Raw genomic sequence first — 20207 nt, 5'->3', positions numbered from 1 at the left:
CCTGAAACGACCTCAGTGATATGGCCAGCGATCAGACCACGCAAACCCCGCCGCCCCCCTCGGCCAAGGAAGAGAGGGAGCGGTCAAAGCGCATCGGCAGCCTGAAAGGGTTGTTGCCGTTTCTTGCGCCCTACAAGTTGATGCTGGCGGGTGCGGCTGGTGCGCTGGTGATGACCGCGATCGTGTCGCTTACCCTGCCTTTGGCCGTGCGCCGCGTTGTCGACGGTTTCGAGACCGAAAGTGTTGAGCTTCTTGATCAGTATTTCCTTGCCGCGCTGGCAATTGCGGGGCTTTTGGCCCTTGGCACGGGGCTGCGGTATTACCTTGTGACGCGGCTTGGCGAACGGGTGATCGCGGACATTCGCAAATCGGTCTTTGATCGGATGATCGGTATGAGCCCCGCGTTTTACGAGCGGATCATGACCGGCGAAGTCCTGAGCAGGATCACCACGGACACCACGCTTTTGCTGAGCGTGATTTCGTCCAGCGTTTCCATCGCCTTGCGCAATGCCCTGATCCTTCTGGGTGGTATTGCGCTGATGCTGTGGACATCGCCGAAGCTGACGTCGGCGGTGTTGCTGATCGTGCCGGTGGTGATCGTGCCGATCGTTGTGTTGGGTCGCCGGGTGCGGGCCCTGTCGCGCGAAAACCAGGATTGGATCGCCGAAAGCTCGGGCAACGCGTCCGAGGCGTTGCTGGCCGCGCAAACGGTGCAGGCCTTCACCCACGAACGCCCTTCTGCCGCGCGCTTTGACGATGTGACGGAAAAATCCTTCGGCTCCGCCAAGAAGCGCATCGCGATCCGCGCGTTGATGACGGTGATCGTCATCACGCTGGTCTTTACCGGGATCGTGGGCGTGCTTTGGGTCGGCGCCCGCGACGTGCGCGCAGAAGAGATGAGCATCGGCGCCCTGATCCAGTTCCTGATCTACGCGATCATGGTCGCAGGCTCCGTCGGGGCCCTGTCCGAGATCTGGGGCGAGTTGCAGCGGGCCTCTGGCGCGACGGAGCGGTTGATCGAATTGCTCGACACGGACGACAGCGTGGACGACCCGCAGAACGGCGTACCGCTGCCCCGGGGTGGCCGGGGGCAGATCGTCTTCGATGACGTGCTGTTCCGCTATCCGACGCGGCCTGAAACAACGGCGCTGGACCGGGTCACGTTCACCATAGCACCCGGCGAAACGGTGGCCCTTGTCGGCCCCTCGGGTGCCGGAAAATCGACCGTTTTCCAGCTTTTGATGCGGTTCTATGACCCCGAAAGCGGGGCCATCACGCTGGACGGCGTGGCTCTCCCGGAGATGGAGCGCAAGACGTTCCGCGCCGCCATGGCCTTGGTCCCGCAGGATCCGGTGATCTTCGCCGCTTCCGCCCGCGAAAACATCCGTTTCGGACGCCCCGAGGCCACGGATGCCGAGGTCGAGGCCGCCGCCCGTGCTGCCGCGGCGCATGAATTCCTATGTGTCCTGCCGCAGGGCTACGACAGCTATGTTGGTGAGCGCGGCCTCATGCTTTCGGGTGGCCAGAAGCAACGCATCGCCATTGCCCGCGCCATATTGCGCGATGCACCGATCCTGTTGCTGGACGAGGCGACAAGCGCGCTTGATGCCGCCAGCGAACGCGCCGTGCAGGACGCGGTCGGCGAGTTGTCGAAGACGCGCACGACCCTGATCATCGCGCACCGCCTTGCAACGGTGAAACAGGCCGACCGCATCCTTGTTTTCGAGGAAGGCCGAATCGTCGCCGAGGGCACGCATGACGCGCTGGTCGCGGAGGGCGGCCTTTACGCGCGGTTGGCGCAGTTGCAATTCACCTCCGGCCTCGCCGCCGAGTAACCCGCTACGCCGCGTCAGAGTTGCGCGGCGCGCAACTTTGCCCGATGCTTTCGTCAGGAGGCACCGCCAAACGGGGCCCGCGGGGAGAGAAAAACGGGAGGATGCCATGGCACGCTTTGCGTCGGCCGCGGATATCAAAACACTTGAGCAGGAGAAGCCATGGCCGGAAAGCCAGCCTGCCACCACGCTCTACGGTCTTCTGAGCCAAACAGCGGCGGCCCACGGTCCGCTGAACGCGATCACCTTCCAACTGCTCTCTGGCGCGAGCGACCCCGCCGAAACGCTCAGCTGGACGCAATTCCACAGCCGCATCACGCAGGCCGCCAACCTGTTCCGGTCCCTGGGCGTCGGCCCCAACGACACGATTGCCTTCGTCCTGCCCAATTGCAACGAGGCGGCAGTGACCCTTTTGGGCGGGGCGGTGGCCGGGATCGTCAACCCAATTAACCCGCTTCTGGATGCCGAGCAAATCGGCGCCATCCTGCGGGAAACAAACGCAAAAGTCGTCGTGACGCTGAAGGCCTTCCCCAAAACTGACGTCGCCCAAAAGGTCGCCGAGGCGCTCACCCATGCGCCCAATGTGCGCACGGTGCTCGAGGTGGATTTGCTGCGGTACCTGACGGGCCTGAAGAAGTTCATCGTGCCCCTGCTGCGCCCGAAAAACCCCGTCGCACACAAGGCGCGGGTTCTCGGCTTCGCAGCCGAATGCGCCAGGCAACCGACCACTTTGGCCTTCGACGACCCGCAAGAAGATCGCGTCGCGTGCTACTTCCACACTGGCGGCACGACCGGTATGCCAAAGGTCGCACAGCACACGTATTCCGGCATGATCTACAATGGCTGGATCGGTCATACGCTCCTGTTCACCGAGCAGGACAATATCATTTGTCCCCTGCCGCTGTTCCACGTCTTCGCCAGCCACGTGATCCTGATGGCCTCGGTCGCCTCCGGCGCGCATGTCGTGTTTCCGACCCCGCAAGGCTACCGCGGCGATGGCGTGTTCGACAATTTCTGGAAGCTGGTGGAGCGCTGGAAGATCAGCTTCATCATCACCGTCCCCACGGCGATCTCTGCTATGATGCAACGGCCGGTGGATGCGGATGTGTCCACGGTCAAGACCGCGTTCTCAGGCTCCGCCCCGCTTCCGGTCGAGCTGTTTCACCGCTTTGAAAAGGCGACCGGCGTGACGTTGATCGAAGGCTACGGCCTGACCGAAGCGACCTGCCTTGTGTCCTGCAACCCCGTCGACGGAGAGAAGAAGATCGGCTCCATCGGCGTGCCGTTTCCGCATACCAATGTCAAAATTGTCTGCGAAACGCCCGGCGGCCCGACCGAATGCGGCCCGGACACCGTAGGTGAGATTTGCATCGAAAGCCCGGGCGTTTTTGCGGGGCACACCTACACCGAAACCCAAAAGAACAAGGACCTATTCTACTACGAAACCTACCTGCGCACCGGCGATCTGGGGCGGGTTGATGAGGACGGCTACCTTTGGATCACGGGCCGCGCCAAGGATCTGATCATTCGCGGCGGTCACAACATCGACCCCGCCGAGATCGAAGAAGCGTTGGCCGGTCACGAGGCCGTGGCCTTTGCCGGTGCGATCGGGCAACCCGACGCGTTTGCGGGCGAATTGCCGTGCGTCTACGTGGAGCTGGTAGACGGCGCCTCCGTGACCGAGGCGGACCTGATGGCGCATGCCTCCGCACATATTCACGAACGGGCGGCTATCCCCAAGCATCTGGAAGTGTTGGATGAATTGCCCAAGACCGCCGTTGGGAAGGTGTTCAAACCGGACCTGCGCAAACGGGCGATCATGCGGGTCTACAATGGTGCCCTGGAAAAGGCGGGGCATGCCGCGCGCGTCGTTGCCGTGGGCGAGGACAAGAAGCGCGGATTGGTCGCCCATCTGGCCCGCAATGGTGAGGCGGATGAAGCCGGCGTGAAGGCGGTTCTGGGGGAATTCACCCGACCGTGGGACTGGCATGATGCGGCCTGACGGGTGATCGAGCTGTCCAATGCGGCGGCGCGGAAGTTGTTCCTGCATCGCCATGCCCTGATCGAACCACCCGCCGGTCCCGCGAAGGGAGCGGCCTTGTCGGAGCTCGTGCAGCGCCTGGGCTTTGTGCAGGTCGACAGCGTGAACACCTTTGCGCGCGCCCATGACCTGATCCTCTGGTCGCGTCGGCAAAGCTACCGACCCGAGGGCCTGCGCTGGATCAATGACCGCGCCCGCACCACGTTCGAACATTGGACCCACGACGCGTCGATCATCCCGATGGAATTCTACCCGATGTGGCGGATGCGATTTGACCGGGACCGCGCGCGTCTGCATGGGAAATGGAAGGATTGGCACGGGCAGGGCTTTCATGCCGAGATCGACAAGGTCCTCGTCCATGTGGCCGATAACGGTCCGTGCTGCACAACCGATCTGGCCGATGATACGGCAGAGAAATCAACAGGTTGGTGGGATTGGCGGCCCTCGAAAGTGGCCCTTGAATACCTGTGGCGATCCGGTGATCTGGCCGTCGCCAAGCGGCGGGGTTTTCGCAAGTTCTATGACCTGGCCGAGCGTGTCATCCCGGCTGAGCGGCTTAACGCGCGCTTCACCGACGCCGAGATCATCGACTGGGGTTGCGCGGCCGCGTTGGACCGTTTGGGCTTTGCCACCAGCGGCGAACTGGCCGCGTTCTTCGATCTGGTGCGCCCGCAAGACGCCAAGGCATGGGTTACGCAAGCGCTGGCCGAGGGGCGCGTGGTCGAGGTCGATGTCGTCTGCGTCGATGGTCGCACCCGCCGATCCATCGCCTGGCCGGCGATCGAGAGACATCTGGCCGAGACGCCCGATCCCGGCCGGCGCGTGCGCATCCTGTCGCCGTTCGATCCCGCCCTGCGCGACCGCAACCGGGCCGAGCGTCTCTTCGGGTTTCACTACCGGATCGAGATCTTCGTGCCCGCCCCGAAACGCCGGTACGGCTATTACGTCTTCCCGGTGATGGAGGGCACCGACCTGATCGGCCGCATCGATATGGCGCGCCAGGGCGATGAGCTGTCCGTCCGCGCCTTTTGGCCCGAAAACAAGGTTCGCATGGGCCGGGGGCGGGTGGAGCGCCTCACCTCGGAAATCGAACGCGCGGCACGATTTGGCGGATGTGGCGCGTTGCGCTTTAGTGACGGCTGGTTGCGCGATGCCCTGCCTGTAGATTGACAGAACGCGCGCCGGTGGGCTTCTGTGGATAAGTTATCCACAGGTATGCGTCATGGGATTGTCCAACCAAAGCAGAAGCTTCCGCACTGCCCTTAAAGCGATGGCTTTACTGTCGCTCGTGTCCTGCACGCCAACAGGCCCAAGCGGCAATTCCTGCGCCCGGCCTGATCTGGCGTTCGGGGGTGATGTCCTGTTGCATAGCTTGATCCAACGCGATGCCGCCACACGCCCTGAAGGCTTCGCACCCGCCTTTGCCCCGATTGCGGCGGCTCTGGCCCGCGCCGAGGTTGCCGTTGTGAACCTCGAAGGTCCCGCCGCGCGCAATATCAGCCTTGCGAACCGCCAGATTGCCGATCCTGGCACCATATATGACGGACGCGCCTATACCGGCTATCCACGGTTCAACTACCATCCCTTGATCGCGCGGGCCTTGCGCAACGCGAGCGTCGACGTGGTCCAAACGGCCAACAACCACGCCCTGGATCGGGGTGCGCTCGGCGTGGATCTGACGCTTCAGGCCCTGGCTGAGGCAGGCTTGCCCGCGACCGGCACCATCGCGCGCGGGACCGACCCCATCTGGCACGTCACGCGACAGATTTCCGGCCGTAATGTGGCCTTTGTGGCTTGCACATTTTCAACCAACAATTTGACCAATGGCCGCTCTCAAGTGCTGGATTGTTATGGAAATCGCCCTTCCATCCCCAACCTTATCCAGACCCTCACGAATACTCCAACTATCGATGCAGTGATCCTGTTGCCGCATTGGGGAACGGAATATGCCGCCCGTCCCAATGCCCGACAACGCCGTTTGGCACAAGCCGCGGCCGAGGCCGGAGCGACCGCCATCGTCGGCGCGCATCCCCATGTGCTGCAACCCATTGAAACGCTTACGACGCGCGATGGGCGGCAGGTGCCGGTCGCGTATTCCCTTGGCAACCTGATTTCGTCGCAATGGAGTTTGCCGCGCCGCACTGGGGCGATCCTCTACCTCGACCTTGCGCGTGATGAAGCCGGGCGCACAATCGCAACCAACACCCGCTATCTGCCTACACGTGTCGAACGGTTCGCCGGTCATGGTGTGGCGGTCTCACCGGCGGCGCTTTTGCCGGACGGCGGAGCCAGTGTGGCCCACGCCCGCGGGGTCCTAGGCCCCCGCGCGGTCGGGCCGGACGGCTGCCTGACCGATTAGCGAAATGCCGGCGGCAGGTCGCGCACGCGCCCGCCCAGTCGCAAGCTAGCCTGCCAAACCGCCTCGGCACGGGCGAGGGGCGTTTGCGCCGCGCTCATGCCCAAACCCGGCACCTCAACGGCCCAGATGTCCCCCGGCAGATCCCGCCATTCGACGTCGAGATGGATGGCCGCGTGTTGAAACAAACCCCGCAAAGCGCGGGCGGGCAGGCTGATCGCTTCGTGTTCGTGCCGCGCCTCTGGCACCGGCGCGTCTTCCCGGAGCGCCGCCAGATGTTCTGCCAAGCTTCGGCCGTGGTAGCCGATGCCCGCTACCACCTTTGCATGGTGCCGTTCCATCAAGTCTGCATCGCTCAACCCGTTCAAAACACGCGCAAAATAGGCCGTTCCCCGGCGGGCGAGCAGCAACGCATCGGACGGGGCCTCGGGCGCATCATAGCGCGCGCCGGGGCCTTGCCGCGCGACCAGTGCCGCGCGCTCAGCCGCCGTCGACATGGGTGCGCATGAAGGCCAGCCGTTCCATGATCGGCGCGTCGGAAAAGCGGAACAGGTCAAACTGGGTCTCGGCCTGCAAGCGCCACGGCACCCAGGACGGGATCGTGAACAAATCGCCGGTTTCCAGCCGATGCTCGACACTCCCCATCACCACCGCGCCACGCCCTTCAAAGACCTGGAACACGGTCGCGCCGACCTCGCGGCGCGTGGGCGTCTCAACACCCGCGCGCAACCGGTGAAATTCGCAGCGGATCGTCGGCATCACGTCGCCGCCGGTGGTGGGGTTGGTGTAACGGATCGCGGCGTGACCTTGCTCCACGGTCGCGGGCTGTCCTTCATCCTCAAGCAAAAGCTGCTCGGTCAGGGCGCGGTCGGTATGCTCCCAGCGAAACGCACACAGCGGCGAGGATACGCTGTCTTGCAAGCCTGACAAAGGCCGCAGTCCGGGATGCGCCCAAAGCCGCTCGCCGCGCGAAAAGTTCGGAGTCGCGTAATCCGTCACCCGCTCAGAGCCAAACTCAAAGAACCCCACATCCATTTGTTGTGAAAAGGGAATATCGAGCCCATCGATCCACGCCATGGGCGCGTCACGGTCATTGTGGTGCCCATGAAATCGCCAGCCGGGGGTCAGCAAGAGATCGCCGCGCGACATGCGCACCGGGTCGCCGTCCACCACCGTCCAGACCCCGTCGCCTTCGACCACGAACCGAAACGCATTCTGTGCGTGGCGATGTTCCGGCGCGGTTTCGCGCGGCCCAAGGTACTGGATCGCGCACCAAAGCGTGGGGGAGATGTAGGCGTTCGGCGCAAGGCCGGGATTGGCCAGCCCGATGGCACGCCGCTCGCCGCCCCGGCCCACCGGAACCAGCGCGCCGGAGGCTTCGGCAAGGGGCAGCAGATCGGCCCATTTCCAGACATGCGGCACCGCCTTTGGTGCCGGGTTCATGGGCATCAGATCGCCCAATTGCGTCCACAGAGGGATCAGCGATTGCGCCGCGAACCCCTCGTAGAGCGCGCGCAATTCCGGGGTGTCTTCGGGCTGCATCCCGTGGGCGACGGTTTCGTGGGTCTCGTCTGTCATGCGTTGTGCGTCCCATAAGTCATTCAAATCCCACCTTGATCCTGCGGCAATCCGTTCGAGCGGTAGATCCACGTCAGCCGATCATACCAGTCCTGCGGCGACATGGCTTGCATCACATCGTTGCGCACGGCGGCCTTGGCATCGTCGGGGTGGTAGATGTAATCGCCGATCAGCCGGGAGTTCATCTGCACCCGCGCCGTACGGGTCGCGCGCATCGCCTCGTATCGCTTGAGCGCGGCCTCGATATCACCCGCCCCGTCCAGCGCCACTGCCAGCGCGACGCCATCCTCCATCGCCATGCAGGCGCCTTGCGCGAAGTATTGCAGCATCGGATGCGCCGCATCCCCAAGAAGGGCCACGCGGCCCTCGGTCCAGCGGCTAACCGGCTCGCGGTCACACAGCACCCACACTTTCCAGTCGCGCCCATGTTCGATTACCGCGCGGGCTTTGGGGTGCACATGGTCGAAGCCGACTGCGACCTCTTCGTGGGTGACGGGGCGGCCGGAAACGGCTTCCTCCACATCGCGGTGATAGGTGACCACAAGGTTGAACACCGTCCCGCCTTTGAGCGGATAATGCACGATATGGCATTTCGGCCCGGCCCAGAGCGTGGCCGCGTTCATCCGCAGATCTTCGGGCATGACCTCGCGCGGGATCACCGAACGATAGGTGGTATGCCCCGATATCACCGGGTCGCCATCGGCCAGCATCTGCGCCCGAATGGGCGACCGCAGCCCCTCCGCCCCGATCAGGGCGCGGCCTTGAACCGGCGGTTGGTCCCGGCAGTGAATCGTAACGCGCGCGCCATCTTGCGCATATCCCGTGACGGCATGGTTTGTGCGAATCTCGACCAGCCCACTGTCGCGACACCGGTCCAGCAAAAGCTGATGCAATTCGGCGCGGTGGACCACCGCATAGGGGTTGCCGAAATGGGCGCGGAACGCGGCCTCAAGGGGGATACGGGTGATTTCTTCTGCGGTCTGTGCATCCATCAGGCGCAGGGCGTCGATGAACACGGCCGTCTCGCGCATCTGCGGGCCGATCCCCAACGCGTCGAAGCAATGGAAGCCGTTGGGCCCGATCTGAATGCCTGCGCCGATCTCGCGCAATTGGTTGGATTGCTCCAGCACGAGCGACCGGATGCCCTTGCCCGCCAACGCCGCCGCAGCCGCCAGCCCGCCGATCCCGCCACCGGCAATAAGGATTGCATCGCTCATCCTGCCTCTCTTTCGTAAGTATACATACTAACCAGAGGTGGGGCTGCGTCAAGGGTCCGGACAACTCTGGCCCATGACGCTTTATAAGGGAAATAACAAATGCTTACGCGACGAATGCTTTCAGCGAAGCCCGCGTCCCATCCTGCCAGATCCGTGTCAACCAGCGCCCGAATGCCTCTGCGAATGCGCTTTGCGACGCGAGATCGCCATAGATCTGCCCCTGCGCCAACCATGCCGCCGGATCGTCCTTCGCCGCCATCGCAGCCGCGTTCAGATTGTCCCAATCGGGGTCGTTGGCTTCGATCGTCGAGCCATCGTCCCGCGTGCCGTAACACATCCGCGCCCAGAGGGCTTCAACCAAGGCCAACGCCTCGACCGAGGCCTCCACCGCCAGCGCCTCGCGCAGGATTGGCAGGATGAAACCGGTGTGCCGGGACGATCCGTCGAACGCCACCCGGCGCACGGTGTCCTTGATCGTGGGGTTGGCAAACCGCGTCTCGATCAGGTCGACATAGGCTGCAGGCGTCATGCCCGGCACCGCCGCGACATAGGGGGCTATGCCCTCGCCCTCGACCTTGCGCCAGAACGCCAGGATGTCGGGATCGGCCATGCAATCGGCAATCGTCTCGCAGCCCAGAAGCTCCCCCGCATTGGCCAGAACCTGATGGCCCGCGTTCAGGATGCGGATCTTCATCGCCTCGTAGGCGTGGACATGTGGCGTGATCGTCGCGCCCACGTCCTCCCAACGTGGGCGCCCCGCGCAGAAGGCATCCTCGATGACCCATTGGCGGTAATTTTCATGGGTGACAGGCGCGTTGTCCGCCACACCCAACCTCGCGGCCAGCTCCAGCTCGTCTGGGCCAGTGGCGGGCACGATGCAATCCACCATGGAATTGGGGAAGCTCGCGTTCGCGTCGATCCAGTCGGCCAGATCCGGGTCCGACAGCGCGGCCAGCCCCACCACGGTCTGGCGCAGGATCGCGCCGTTGCCCTGAAGATTGTCGCAGCTTTGGCCGGTGAACGCGCCATGCCCGTCCTCCCGTCGCCGCTTGAGCGCGGCCACCATTGCCCCAAAGGCGGTCACGGGCGCATCGGGCACCGCCGCGTCATGGGCAATGTCGGGGTGGGCCGCGTCGAAGGCGCCGGTCACGGGGTCTCGGTAATAGCCCCCCTCGGTCACGGTCAGCGATACGATGCGGATCGCCGGATCGGCCATCTGCGCAATCAACGCCTCGTTGCCTTCTTCGATGGGCAGGTAGTCGATCATCGCGCCCGTCACCTCGGCCCTGGACGATCCCGGCGCCAGTTCGATCAACGTGGTCAGGCAATCCTGCGCCAGAAGCTTCTCGCGCATCGTCGCATCATAGGGCCGCACGCCCGCGCCGATGATCGCCCAATCCTTTGCCTGACCCTGCTGCATTAACCGGTGCACATACCACGCCTGATGCGCGCGGTGAAAATTGCCCAGACCGATATGTACGATGCCCGGCGTAAGCTCGGCGCGGTCGTAGGTCGGCGTCTCGATCTCGGACGGAAGCGCTGCCAGAGCCTCGCGGCTCAGGGGCAGGGCAGGGGTCACATCTTTCATCAGCTCATCCATTGTCCGCCGTCCACATTGAAGCATTGACTGACGATATAATCGGCTTCCGCAGAGGCAAGAAACACCGCCATTCCGGTCAAATCCTCGGCCACACCCATGCGCCCGAACGGGACGGCCTGCCCCACTTCGCGCTTTTTCTGCCCGGGGGCCTTGTTCTCGTATTTCGCAAAGAAGGCATCCACGCCGTCCCAATGCTCGCCATCCACCACGCCCGGGGCGATGGCGTTCACATTGATTCCGTGCTCGATCAGGTTCAGGCCCGCCGATTGCGTCAGGCTGATCACTGCCGCCTTTGTGGCGCAATAGACGCCGACCAACGGCTCGCCGCGCCGCCCGGCCTGGCTCGCCATGTTGATGATCTTGCCGCCTTCACCGCGCGCGATCATGTCGCGGGCGACGGCCTGAAGGGTGAACAGCGTGCCCTTGACGTTGATGTCGAAACAGCGCGCGTAGTCGTCCTCGGTGATCTCGGCAATTGGGGCGGCGGTGAAGATCGCGGCATTGTTGATCAGAATGTCGATCTGTCCAAGCCGCTCCACAGCGTCTGCCACGCCCGCCGTGATGCTGGCCGTATCCGACACGTCCATATGCACCGCCACGGCGCCGATGTCCGCCGCCGTCGCCTGCGCGCGGTCGAGGTCGATATCGGCAATCGCCACCCGCGCGCCTTCGCGGATGTATGCCTCGGCAAAGGCCCGTCCGATGCCGCGCGCGGCCCCGGTGATCAGCGCGCATTTGCCAGCCAGCCGCGTCATGCGATCCGCAGCCCCTGCGCATCAAAGCGGTGCAGATGTTCGACCTGCGGCGTGAGGTAGATCGTGTCGCCATGTTTGGCGTCGACCTCGCCCCCCGCCCGCACGGTCATCGGGTCACAGCCCTCGATCCCGTGAATGTGGATGAACGTGTCCGAGCCCAGATGTTCAGCCACGCCCACCGTGCCTTGCCATTTGCCCGACGTCTTGGACACGTCGAGATGTTCGGGGCGGATGCCGATGGTGGTGGCGTCATGCTCGGCCGCGGCAGACCCTTCGATGAGGTTCATCTTCGGCGAGCCGATGAAGCCCGCCACGAAGGTGTTGCGCGGCGCGCGGTACAGGTCCAGCGGGGATCCGACCTGCTCGATATGGCCCGCGCGCAGAACCACGATCTTGTCGGCCAAGGTCATGGCTTCGACCTGGTCGTGGGTCACGTAGACCATCGTGGTGTCGAGCTTTTTGTGCAGCTCGCTGATTTCCATCCGCATGCCGACACGCAACGCCGCGTCGAGGTTCGAGAGCGGTTCGTCAAACAGGAACGCCGCCGGTTCGCGCACAATCGCCCGACCGATGGCCACACGCTGACGCTGACCGCCCGAAAGCTGTCCTGGCCGCCGGTCAAGGTAATCGGTCAGGTTCAGGGCCGCAGCCGCACTTTCGATACGCCGGTTCTGCTCGGCCTGCTCCATGCCTGCCATCCGCATCGGGAACGCGATGTTCTTGCGCACCGTCATATGCGGGTAGAGCGCGTAGGACTGGAACACCATCGCGAGGCTGCGCTTGGCGGGCGGCACATTGGTGGCGTCTGCTCCGTCGATGTTGATTTGCCCGCCGCTGACATCTTCAAGCCCTGCAATCAGGCGCAGAAGGGTGGACTTGCCGCAGCCCGACGGACCGACGAAGACGACAAATTCCCCATCGTTGATCTCAAGGTCCAGCGGCGGGATGACTTCCACATCGCCGAACTTCTTTTGGACTTTCTCAAGCGTGATGCGTCCCATTTTTCGTTCCCTTTCAATCCGTTACGCCAGGTTGCAACCTTGCAACCCTACTTCACGGCGCCGAAGGTCAGACCCCGGACGAGTTGCTTCTGGCTGAACCAGCCAAGGATGAGGATCGGCGCGATGGCCATGGTCGAGGCCGCCGAGAGTTTCGCGAAGAACAGGCCTTCGGGCGAGGAATAGCTGGCGATGAAGGCCGTCAGCGGGGCCGCGTCCACGGAGGTCAGGTTGAGGGTCCAGAACGCTTCGTTCCAGGCCAGGATGAAGTTGAGCAGCATGGTTGATGCGATGCCCGGAATGGCCATTGGCGTCAGGATATAAAGTAGCTCTTCGCGGAGCGTGGCCCCGTCCATGCGCGCCGCCTCAAGAATATCCACCGGGATTTCCTTGAAGTAGGTGTAGAGCATCCAGACCATGATCGGCAGGTTGATCAGCATCAGGATCACCACCATCGCCAACCGGCTGTCCAGCACACCCAACTGAATGCACAGCAGGTAGATCGGGTACAAAACACCCACCGCCGGCAGCATCTTGGTCGACAGCATCCACAGCAGGATATCCTTGGTCCGGCGCGACGGCACGAAGGCCATCGACCACGCCGCAGGGATCGCAACGAGCAGGCCGAGGATCGTGGAGCCACCGGCAATCACGATCGAGTTGACCAGAAAGCGCGCGTAGTTCGAACGCTCCATCACCACGCCGTAATTTTCCAGCGTCCAGTCAAACCCGAGAAAGATCGGCGGGTTCGCGATGGCGTCTGCCTCGGTTTTGAACGAGGTCAGGATGGTCCACAGGATCGGGAAGAAGATCAAGAACCCGATGGTCCATGCAAGGAATGTGTTGAATGCCTTGCGATTTGTCGTAACGGCGCGTGCCATGGGTCCAGCCTCCTCAGCGATCCAGGTTCTTGCCGACGATGCGCATCAGGAAGATGGCAACGATATTGGCAAGGATGATGGCGTAGACACCGCCCGCAGACCCAAGGCCGACATTCTGGCTTTCCAGAACGCGTTGGTAGATCAGGTAGGTCAGGGTCCGGGTCCCGAAGGCGCCACCGGTGGTTACGAAGATTTCCGCGAACACGGCCAGAAGGAAGATCGTCTGGATCAGGATCACGATGGTGATTGCGCGGCTCAGGTGCGGCAGCGCGATAAAGAAGAACCGGGCAACGGGGCTCGCGCCGTCCATTTCGGCGGCCTCAAGCTGCTCGCCGTCAAGCGATTGGAACGCGGTCAAAAGGATCAAAGTGGCGAACGGCAGCCATTGCCACGAGATGATCAGGATCAGCGACAGGATCGGAACATCGCTCAGCCACACCACCGGATCGGCCCCAAAGGCGCGCCACAAATGGGCGAACAACCCGTTGGTCGGATCCATGAACATGTTCTTCCAGACCAGCGCAGACACCGTCGGCATCACGAAGAAGGGCGCGATCACGAGGATCCGGACGATCCCCTGGCCCCACATCGGTTGATCGAGCAGCATCGCCAGAAGGATCCCGAGCAGGATCGACACCAGCAAGACGCCGCCCACGATCAAAAGTGTCGTGCCCACCGCGGGCCAGAAAGAATTGGAGCTGACGAAGCGCGAAAAGTTATCAAACCCCGCAAAGCCCAGATCGCCACCGCGCAAGGGGCGATAATCGCGGAACGAGAACCACACCGTCATGCAAAGCGGCACCAGCATCCACACAAGAAGCAGAAAGACTGCGGGGGCCATCATGAACCGGGCTGCTGAGCGGGAGCTTTGGGTCGCCATGACACATATCCTCATCGGTCAGGCACATTTGGCCCGGTGAAACGCAGGGTGAATTATGGGGTGGTCGCAGAAGGGGGGGAAGGGCGGCGGATGTCGCCGCCCTTCGATCTTATGAAGCCAGAGGCTTACTGGTAGCCCGCGCCTTCGAGGGCTTCGTTGACGATCGCCTGGGCGTTCGCGAGCGCTTCTTCGACGGACTGCTGCCCGGCGTAAGCGTTCGAGAATTCCTGGCTCACTTCGGTCCAGAAGCCGGCGAATTCAGGGATCGCCATGAACTGAACACCGGTGTACGGAACCGGATCCACGGTCGGCTCGGTCGGGTTGGCCGACAGGATCGAGTCGAGCGTCATCTGCGCGAAGGGCACCTCCTGGTAGTTCGGGTTGTCGTACAGCGACTGACGTGCGCCCGGGGGAACGTTGGCCCAACCTTCGTTCTCGGCAACCATCTCGATGTAGCCGGTCCCGGTGGCCCACTCGATGAACTGCATGGCTTCGTCCTGCTGCTGCGTGCCGGCCGGAACCGCCAGAGCCCAGGCCCAGAGCCAGTTGGAACGCGGGCCGAGGCCGTTGTCGGGGGCAAGCGCGAAGCCAACCGAGTCCGCGACTTCCGAGTCGTCGGGGTTGGTCACGAAGGATGCTGCCACCGTGGCGTCGATCCACATGCCGCACAGACCCTGGTTGAACAGCGAGAGGTTCTCGTTGAAGCCGTTGGTCGCAAAGCCGGCGGGGCCGGATTCCTGCATCATGTCGTTGAAGAAGTTCAATGTTGCGGCCCACTCGGGGCTGTCGAGCTGAGCCATCCAGTTCTCGTCAACGACGCGTGCGCCGAACGAGTTGGACATCGCCGTGATGAAGGCGCCGCCCTCACCCCAACCGGCCTTGCCACGCAGGCAGATGCCGTTGATGTCGTTGTCGCGGTCGGTCATTGCAGCCGCAGCTTCGCGGATGAACTCCCAGGTGGGGGCTTCCGGCATTTCGAGGCCGGCGGCTTCCATCAGGTCGGTGCGGTACATGACCATCGACGATTCGCCGTAGAACGGTGCCGCATAGAGCGTGCCGTCATGGGACAGGCCGCCGCGCATGGCGGGCAGGATGTCGTCCGCGTTGTACTCGTCCGACAGGCCATCCAGCGAAACCAACCAGCCATTGGAGCCCCAGATCGGCGCTTCGTACATGCCGATCGTCATGATGTCGAACTGGCCACCGTTGGTTGTGATGTCGGTGGTCACGCGCTGACGCAGCACGTTTTCTTCCAGGGTCACCCACTCTACGGCGATGCCGGTCTCTTCGGTGAACTGATCGGTGTAGCCCTGCATCCGGACCATGTCACCGTTGTTGACGGTCGCGATGGTGATGGTGGGCGAGTGGCCGTCGGCAAATGCCGTTGTGGCCGTGGCACACAGCGCCAGCGCGCTGGTGGTGCGAAGTACGGTCTTCGTGAACATCCGGATCCTCCCTGATTGGATGTGATGTTCACAACCTGCTTGAAAAAGATGCGTCGCGTCAACAAATAATTTTACGCGCGTAAAATTTCTGTCCCTATGCCGATGCGCGCAAAACCAGGCGCGCCGGATAAACCGTTTCATTGCGGGCGCTTGCGAGCGATCCGCCTTCGATAAGCTCCAGCAGGGCCTGCACCGCGTGGCTGGCCACAGCGTCGTAATCATGGGCAGCTGTTGTCAGCGACGGGCAGGTGAATCGCGAAAACGGGTGGTCGTCATGGCTCGCGACTCGCAGGTCACTGCCCTCTGTCCGGCCCACCCGAAGGCCGCGCTCATAGGCGGCGGCCAAGAACCCGATGGCCAGGCGGTCGTTGCTGCACAGCACCGTGCCCGACATCAATTCACCCCGGTCGAAGGCCGCGTGTGCGCCCGCGCGCCCGATCTCCTCAAAGGCCCATCCGCGCCCGTCGATCTTGTGCACGCGCGGGTCGTGGCCGCGCGCATCCATCGCCTCAATAAACGCCGCGCGGCGTTTGTTTGCGTTTGGGTTGGCGGGTGTGGCCATTTCGAAAAAGCAAGGGGTGGAGCCGCTGCGACACAGGTAATCCACTGTTTGATTTACGAAACTTCGATTATCCGACCCGATGAACGCCTCGCCCAGGCCCTCAAGGTTACTGTCGAACAGAACCGTGGGCACGTGTTTGGAAAACGTCTCTATCGCCGATTTGTCCGACGCGCGACCCAGCGGCGCGAACAGCACCCCCGCCGGTTTGAGCGCGCGCAGGCTTTCGAGGTTTTCGTTCTCCTGCGCCTGTCCGCCGTGCGAGCTCAGCAGGATGGGCCGGAACCCCGCCTCGATCACCAGCGCCTCGATGGTGCGTGAGATCTCGGTGAAGAACGGGTCTGACAGGAACGGCACCACGATGCCGATGTTTTTCGTGTGCTGCCGGTTCTGATTCACCGCATATATGTTCGGACGGTAATCATATTGGTCCAGCGCCGCCTCGATGCGTTCACGGGTGCGGGGCCGGACGCTGTCGGGGTCGTTGAAATACTTCGACACCGTCGGTCGCGAAATCCCGCTGACCGCTGCAAAGTCCTCCATATTCCTGATCGTTTCGCCCGGCATGGCCCCGTTTCACCGCTGGTTTGCGTCAGACTAGGGCACGAAGCCCGACCGGAGAAGCAAAAAATCTTTGCGCGCGTAAAGAATTCCACGCGAGCCCAGAAGCAATCTCGGAAAACCCCACGCTGCACGGTGCTTTGGACGTACCCAACACGGCAAAATGTGAATCAACGGAGAGCAACACCGTTAATCCAACGCACGCACAGTGCCGCAGAGCCCCTTGCCGCCTGCCGCTCTGGCGAAACCCGCCCGGATCTTTGCCGCAAAAAGGCGAGATGGTGCTGCTGGAAAGAAACGTAGGCACGCCCGCAGCGTGTCCGCCCTGCGGCCGCTCGTCAGTCGAGACCAAAGGTCGGACACGGGTGGCATCGGTTCGGCGGGAAGGGGGACCGTGGTGCTGCTGGAGAGAATCGAACTCTCGACCTCTCCCTTACCAAGGGAGTGCTCTACCTCTGAGCTACAGCAGCGCCGGGTGGCGGCGGTTTAGTGTCTTCACTCAACCCATGCAAGCGCAATCTGGACCCTGTCCGCGCAGCAGGGTAAAGGCTGTTCCATGGCGTCCGACCAAGGCAACGAACCACCGGCAAAGCCCGCCCAACCGAAGGTCAACGCGACCCGCGAAGATCGGCTGAAGGCGGCGCTCAAGGCAAATATGGCACGTCGCAAGGCACAGGCACGGGCGCGCGCGCAGCCGCGCGACGAAGAGGCCAACGAGCACGACAAGAATTAAAGGCAGGCACATGGACAGAATCGTCGTCAAACGCAGCGGGCCGCTTTCCGGCCAGATCCCCATTGCGGGCGCCAAGAACACCTGCCTCAAGCTGATGTGCGCCAGCCTGTTGAGCGATGAGCCGCTGACGCTGACCAACGTGCCACGCCTGTCCGATGTCGCGACCCTGTCGGAGCTTCTCGAAAGCCTTGGCGTGCAGATCGGCCGCCTCGACGAAGGGCGCACGCTGGCGCTCTCGGCCACTGACCTGACCTCGCATCTCGCGCATTACGATATCGTGCGCAAACTCCGCGCCTCCTTCAATGTGCTCGGGCCCCTGATCGGGCGCACGGGCGAGGCGATCGTCAGCCTGCCGGGCGGCTGCGCCATCGGGGCGCGGGCCGTCGATTTCCACCTTGAGGGCCTCAAGGCGATGGGTGCGAAGGTCGATCTCAAGGACGGCTACGTCTACGCCTCCGGTGACCTCAAGGGGGCGGAGGTCGAATTTCCCTTCCCCTCCGTCGGCGCCACCGAAAACGTCATGTGCGCCGCCGTCCGCGCCCGCGGCACGACCGTGATCAAGAACGCCGCGCGCGAGCCTGACACCAAGGCGCTGGCCGATTGCCTGATTGCCATGGGGGCCGATATCGAAGGGGCGGGCACCGAGCAGATCGTGGTGCGCGGCGTCGACAGACTGCATGGCGCGACCCACCGCGTGATCACCGACCGGATCGAGCTTGGCACCTATATGGTCGCCCCCGGCATTGCAGGCGGAGAGGTCGAATGCCTCGGCGGCACCCGCGATCTGCTGGCCGCGTTTTGCGACAAGATGGAGGCCGCGGGCCTTGAAATCACGCAAACCGACGCGGGCCTCAAGGTGCGCCACCCCGGTGGACGCCTGAAAGCGGTCGACGTCACTACCGCGCCATTCCCCGGTTTCCCGACCGACCTGCAGGCGCAGTTCATGGCAATGATGTGTTTTGCCGAGGGCACCAGCACCCTTGAGGAAACCATTTTCGAGAACCGCTTCATGCATGCGCCCGAATTGATCCGCATGGGCGCCAACATAGATGTGCAGGGCAACACCGCGCGCGTCACCGGCGTGGATCACCTGCGCGCCGCACCCGTGATGGCGACCGATCTGCGCGCCTCCGTCAGCCTGATCTTGGCCGGGATGGCTGCCGAGGGGGAGACAATCGTGAACCGCGTTTACCATCTTGATCGCGGCTACGAGCATCTCGTGCGCAAGCTGCGCGGCGTGGGTGCCAATGTCGAAAGGCTCTCCGAATGAGTGATGACCCCCGCATGGAAGACGCCCGGTTCGAAGATGGCGGCGAAGCGCCCGTGGCCCTGCGCGCGCTGGAGGCCGAGGACGTGCCGGTGATCTCGGCATTGGTGCAGGACGCGATTTTTCCGATCACCGAGATGACCTGGGACCGCACCCGCCGCCGCTTTGCCATCCTGCTCAACCGCTTCCGCTGGGAGGAGCGTGGCGGCAAGGACGGCCCGCAGCGCACGCAGGCCGTGTTGACCATCGAAGACGCGCTCAAGGTCTCGAGCCAGGGCATCGACCGCGCCGACACCGACACGATCCTGTCGGCCCTCGCATTGGAATGGGATCCGGGCGAAGACGGCACCGGTCGGATCACCCTGACGCTGGCCGGGGACGGGGCCATCGCAATCGACGTCGAAGCGCTCGAAATCCTGCTCAAGGATGTCACACGGCCCTACCACGCCCCATCGGGCAAGACCCCGGACCACGGCGCGTGAAGGCGCGGGCGCTCACCCCCGAAGACCTGAGCGCCCTTTCTGCCCTCCGCCTCGAAGGTATACGCCTGTACCCCGCCGCCTTCCTCCTGACCGAGGCCGAGGCGTTGCAAGCCCCCGAGACCAAGGTGCTCAACTGGCTCATGTCCGGCAACGCCCACGGGATCGGTAATGGCAAACGCCTCGTTGGCTTCGCGGGCATGCACGGGCAGGGCTACGCGTTGTCGCGGCACCGCATGCATGTCGGGCCGTTCTACGTCACGCCCGATCACCATGGCACCGGTGCGGCGGAGCTGCTGCTGGATCATCTCGTTGACACCGCCCGCAAGGCCCGCGCCTCCCAACTTGAGCTGTGGGTGGCCGAAAGCAACCTGCAGGCCCGCGCCTTCTACGCCAAACACGGCTTCTCCGCCCATGGCCGCATCCCCTCCGCCGTGATCCTTGATGGCGCGCATAGCGATGATCTCTTCATGGTCCGCAACCTGCGCACGCCCCGCCCGAAACCGGGCCGCGACGGCACCCGCCGCCTTGGTCCCGGCGATTGGCGTCTGTTCCGCGAGATCCGGTTGGAGATGTTGGAAAACGCCCCGCGCGGTTTTGGTGCGACCCTTGCCGAATGGCAGGCCAAGGCCCCCGATCAGATCGTCGCCTGGCTCGATGCGATCAGCCTCTGGGCCGTGGTGCGCGGCGGGCGCGTGGTGGCAACCGTAGGCTGGCACCCACTGCCCGGCGCGGTGCAGGCCCATCGCGGCCACGTCATCGCCGCCTACGCCAAGCCCGAGATCCGGGGGCAGGGGCTTGTCGCGGGCCTTCTGCAAAAGGTCGAAGAGGACGCCCGATCCGAGGGCATCGTGCAGCTTGAACTCGATGTCGGCGCCGACAACGACGCCGCTTGCGCCGCCTATGCCCGCGCCGGATACGAGATCGTTGGCACCATCCCCGGAGCGCTGAACCACGACGGCCACATCACCGATCAACACTACATGGTCAAACGGCTTGTCGATTGACCTCTGGCCTATCGTGCG

General features: G+C 63.6%; 18 protein-coding genes and 1 tRNA gene. 8 read left to right on the top strand and 11 right to left on the bottom strand.

Features of this window, described 5'->3' with window-relative positions; all coding sequences use genetic code 11:
* Positions 1 to 20 precede the first annotated feature (20 nt).
* From V8J83_RS06960 to V8J83_RS06945, 4 genes are all read left to right on the top strand, one after another.
* Positions 21 to 1835: an ABC transporter transmembrane domain-containing protein gene (locus V8J83_RS06960; RefSeq protein ID WP_339984836.1), complete on the top strand. Its 1815-nt coding sequence runs from the start codon at positions 21 to 23 to the stop codon at positions 1833 to 1835.
* Positions 1836 to 1941: 106 nt separating this feature from the next.
* On the top strand, positions 1942 to 3834 hold the full coding sequence (locus V8J83_RS06955; RefSeq protein WP_339984834.1) for an acyl-CoA synthetase: 1893 nt from the start codon (positions 1942 to 1944) through the stop codon (positions 3832 to 3834).
* A gap of 6 nt (positions 3835 to 3840) precedes the next feature.
* Positions 3841 to 5043, top strand: coding sequence for a winged helix-turn-helix domain-containing protein (locus V8J83_RS06950; RefSeq protein WP_339986019.1), 1203 nt, complete (start codon positions 3841 to 3843; stop codon positions 5041 to 5043).
* A gap of 52 nt (positions 5044 to 5095) precedes the next feature.
* Positions 5096 to 6232 carry a CapA family protein gene (locus tag V8J83_RS06945; protein ID WP_339984833.1) on the top strand — a complete coding sequence of 379 codons (1137 nt, stop codon included), beginning with the start codon at positions 5096 to 5098 and terminating at the stop codon, positions 6230 to 6232.
* On the opposite strand, the gene V8J83_RS06940 is transcribed toward V8J83_RS06945, so the two are convergent.
* The 11 genes from V8J83_RS06940 to V8J83_RS06890 form a co-directional block, all read right to left on the bottom strand.
* Entirely contained in the window at positions 6229 to 6726 is a 498-nt protein-coding gene (locus tag V8J83_RS06940; RefSeq protein ID WP_339984831.1) for a DinB family protein, read from the bottom strand. The two genes, V8J83_RS06945 and V8J83_RS06940, sit on opposite strands and share 4 nt — an antisense overlap.
* Positions 6710 to 7807 carry a cupin domain-containing protein gene (locus V8J83_RS06935; RefSeq protein WP_339984829.1) on the bottom strand — a complete coding sequence of 366 codons (1098 nt, stop codon included), beginning with the start codon at positions 7805 to 7807 and terminating at the stop codon, positions 6710 to 6712. Before V8J83_RS06935 ends, V8J83_RS06940 begins: the two co-directional genes overlap by 17 nt.
* A 23-nt stretch (positions 7808 to 7830) precedes the next feature.
* Entirely contained in the window at positions 7831 to 9024 is a 1194-nt protein-coding gene (locus tag V8J83_RS06930) for a 3-hydroxybenzoate 6-monooxygenase (RefSeq protein ID WP_339984827.1), read from the bottom strand.
* A gap of 103 nt (positions 9025 to 9127) precedes the next feature.
* Positions 9128 to 10612 carry a mannitol dehydrogenase family protein gene (locus V8J83_RS06925; RefSeq protein ID WP_339984825.1) on the bottom strand — a complete coding sequence of 495 codons (1485 nt, stop codon included), beginning with the start codon at positions 10610 to 10612 and terminating at the stop codon, positions 9128 to 9130.
* Complete coding sequence (locus V8J83_RS06920; RefSeq protein WP_339984823.1) at positions 10612 to 11379, bottom strand: L-iditol 2-dehydrogenase; 768 nt, start codon at positions 11377 to 11379, stop codon at positions 10612 to 10614. Before V8J83_RS06920 ends, V8J83_RS06925 begins: the two co-directional genes overlap by 1 nt.
* Complete coding sequence (locus V8J83_RS06915) at positions 11376 to 12380, bottom strand: ABC transporter ATP-binding protein (RefSeq protein WP_339984821.1); 1005 nt, start codon at positions 12378 to 12380, stop codon at positions 11376 to 11378. The genes V8J83_RS06920 and V8J83_RS06915 overlap by 4 nt, the downstream gene beginning before the upstream one ends.
* A 47-nt stretch (positions 12381 to 12427) precedes the next feature.
* The gene (locus tag V8J83_RS06910) at positions 12428 to 13258 is read right to left on the bottom strand and encodes a carbohydrate ABC transporter permease (protein ID WP_339984819.1); all 831 of its coding nucleotides are present in this window, start codon (positions 13256 to 13258) and stop codon (positions 12428 to 12430) included.
* A gap of 13 nt (positions 13259 to 13271) precedes the next feature.
* Positions 13272 to 14138 carry a carbohydrate ABC transporter permease gene (locus tag V8J83_RS06905; RefSeq protein ID WP_339984817.1) on the bottom strand — a complete coding sequence of 289 codons (867 nt, stop codon included), beginning with the start codon at positions 14136 to 14138 and terminating at the stop codon, positions 13272 to 13274.
* A gap of 125 nt (positions 14139 to 14263) precedes the next feature.
* The gene (locus V8J83_RS06900; RefSeq protein WP_339984815.1) at positions 14264 to 15583 is read right to left on the bottom strand and encodes an ABC transporter substrate-binding protein; all 1320 of its coding nucleotides are present in this window, start codon (positions 15581 to 15583) and stop codon (positions 14264 to 14266) included.
* A gap of 94 nt (positions 15584 to 15677) precedes the next feature.
* Positions 15678 to 16709 carry a LacI family DNA-binding transcriptional regulator gene (locus tag V8J83_RS06895; protein WP_339984813.1) on the bottom strand — a complete coding sequence of 344 codons (1032 nt, stop codon included), beginning with the start codon at positions 16707 to 16709 and terminating at the stop codon, positions 15678 to 15680.
* A 389-nt stretch (positions 16710 to 17098) separates the two neighbouring features.
* Positions 17099 to 17173, bottom strand: a tRNA-Thr gene (locus tag V8J83_RS06890).
* Between the two features lie 86 nt (positions 17174 to 17259).
* On the opposite strand from V8J83_RS06890, the gene V8J83_RS06885 reads away from it, so the two are divergent.
* From V8J83_RS06885 to V8J83_RS06870, 4 genes are read left to right on the top strand one after another with little or no spacing between them, the layout of a single operon-like run.
* On the top strand, positions 17260 to 17436 hold the full coding sequence (locus tag V8J83_RS06885; protein WP_339984811.1) for a hypothetical protein: 177 nt from the start codon (positions 17260 to 17262) through the stop codon (positions 17434 to 17436).
* A 10-nt stretch (positions 17437 to 17446) separates the two neighbouring features.
* Positions 17447 to 18706 carry a UDP-N-acetylglucosamine 1-carboxyvinyltransferase gene (gene murA, locus V8J83_RS06880; protein WP_339984809.1) on the top strand — a complete coding sequence of 420 codons (1260 nt, stop codon included), beginning with the start codon at positions 17447 to 17449 and terminating at the stop codon, positions 18704 to 18706.
* A complete protein-coding gene (locus V8J83_RS06875) occupies positions 18703 to 19185 on the top strand; it encodes a DUF2948 family protein (RefSeq protein WP_339984807.1) in 483 nt (160 codons plus the stop codon). Before murA ends, V8J83_RS06875 begins: the two co-directional genes overlap by 4 nt.
* Positions 19182 to 20189, top strand: coding sequence for a GNAT family N-acetyltransferase (locus tag V8J83_RS06870; protein ID WP_339984805.1), 1008 nt, complete (start codon positions 19182 to 19184; stop codon positions 20187 to 20189). The genes V8J83_RS06875 and V8J83_RS06870 overlap by 4 nt, the downstream gene beginning before the upstream one ends.
* Positions 20190 to 20207 lie beyond the last annotated feature (18 nt).

The organism is Gymnodinialimonas ulvae, from assembly GCF_037543845.1.
Classification (GTDB): Bacteria; Pseudomonadota; Alphaproteobacteria; order Rhodobacterales; family Rhodobacteraceae; genus Gymnodinialimonas; species Gymnodinialimonas ulvae.
Note: the sequence above shows the minus strand (reverse complement) of the source record. Positions and strands in the feature narration are given on the sequence as shown.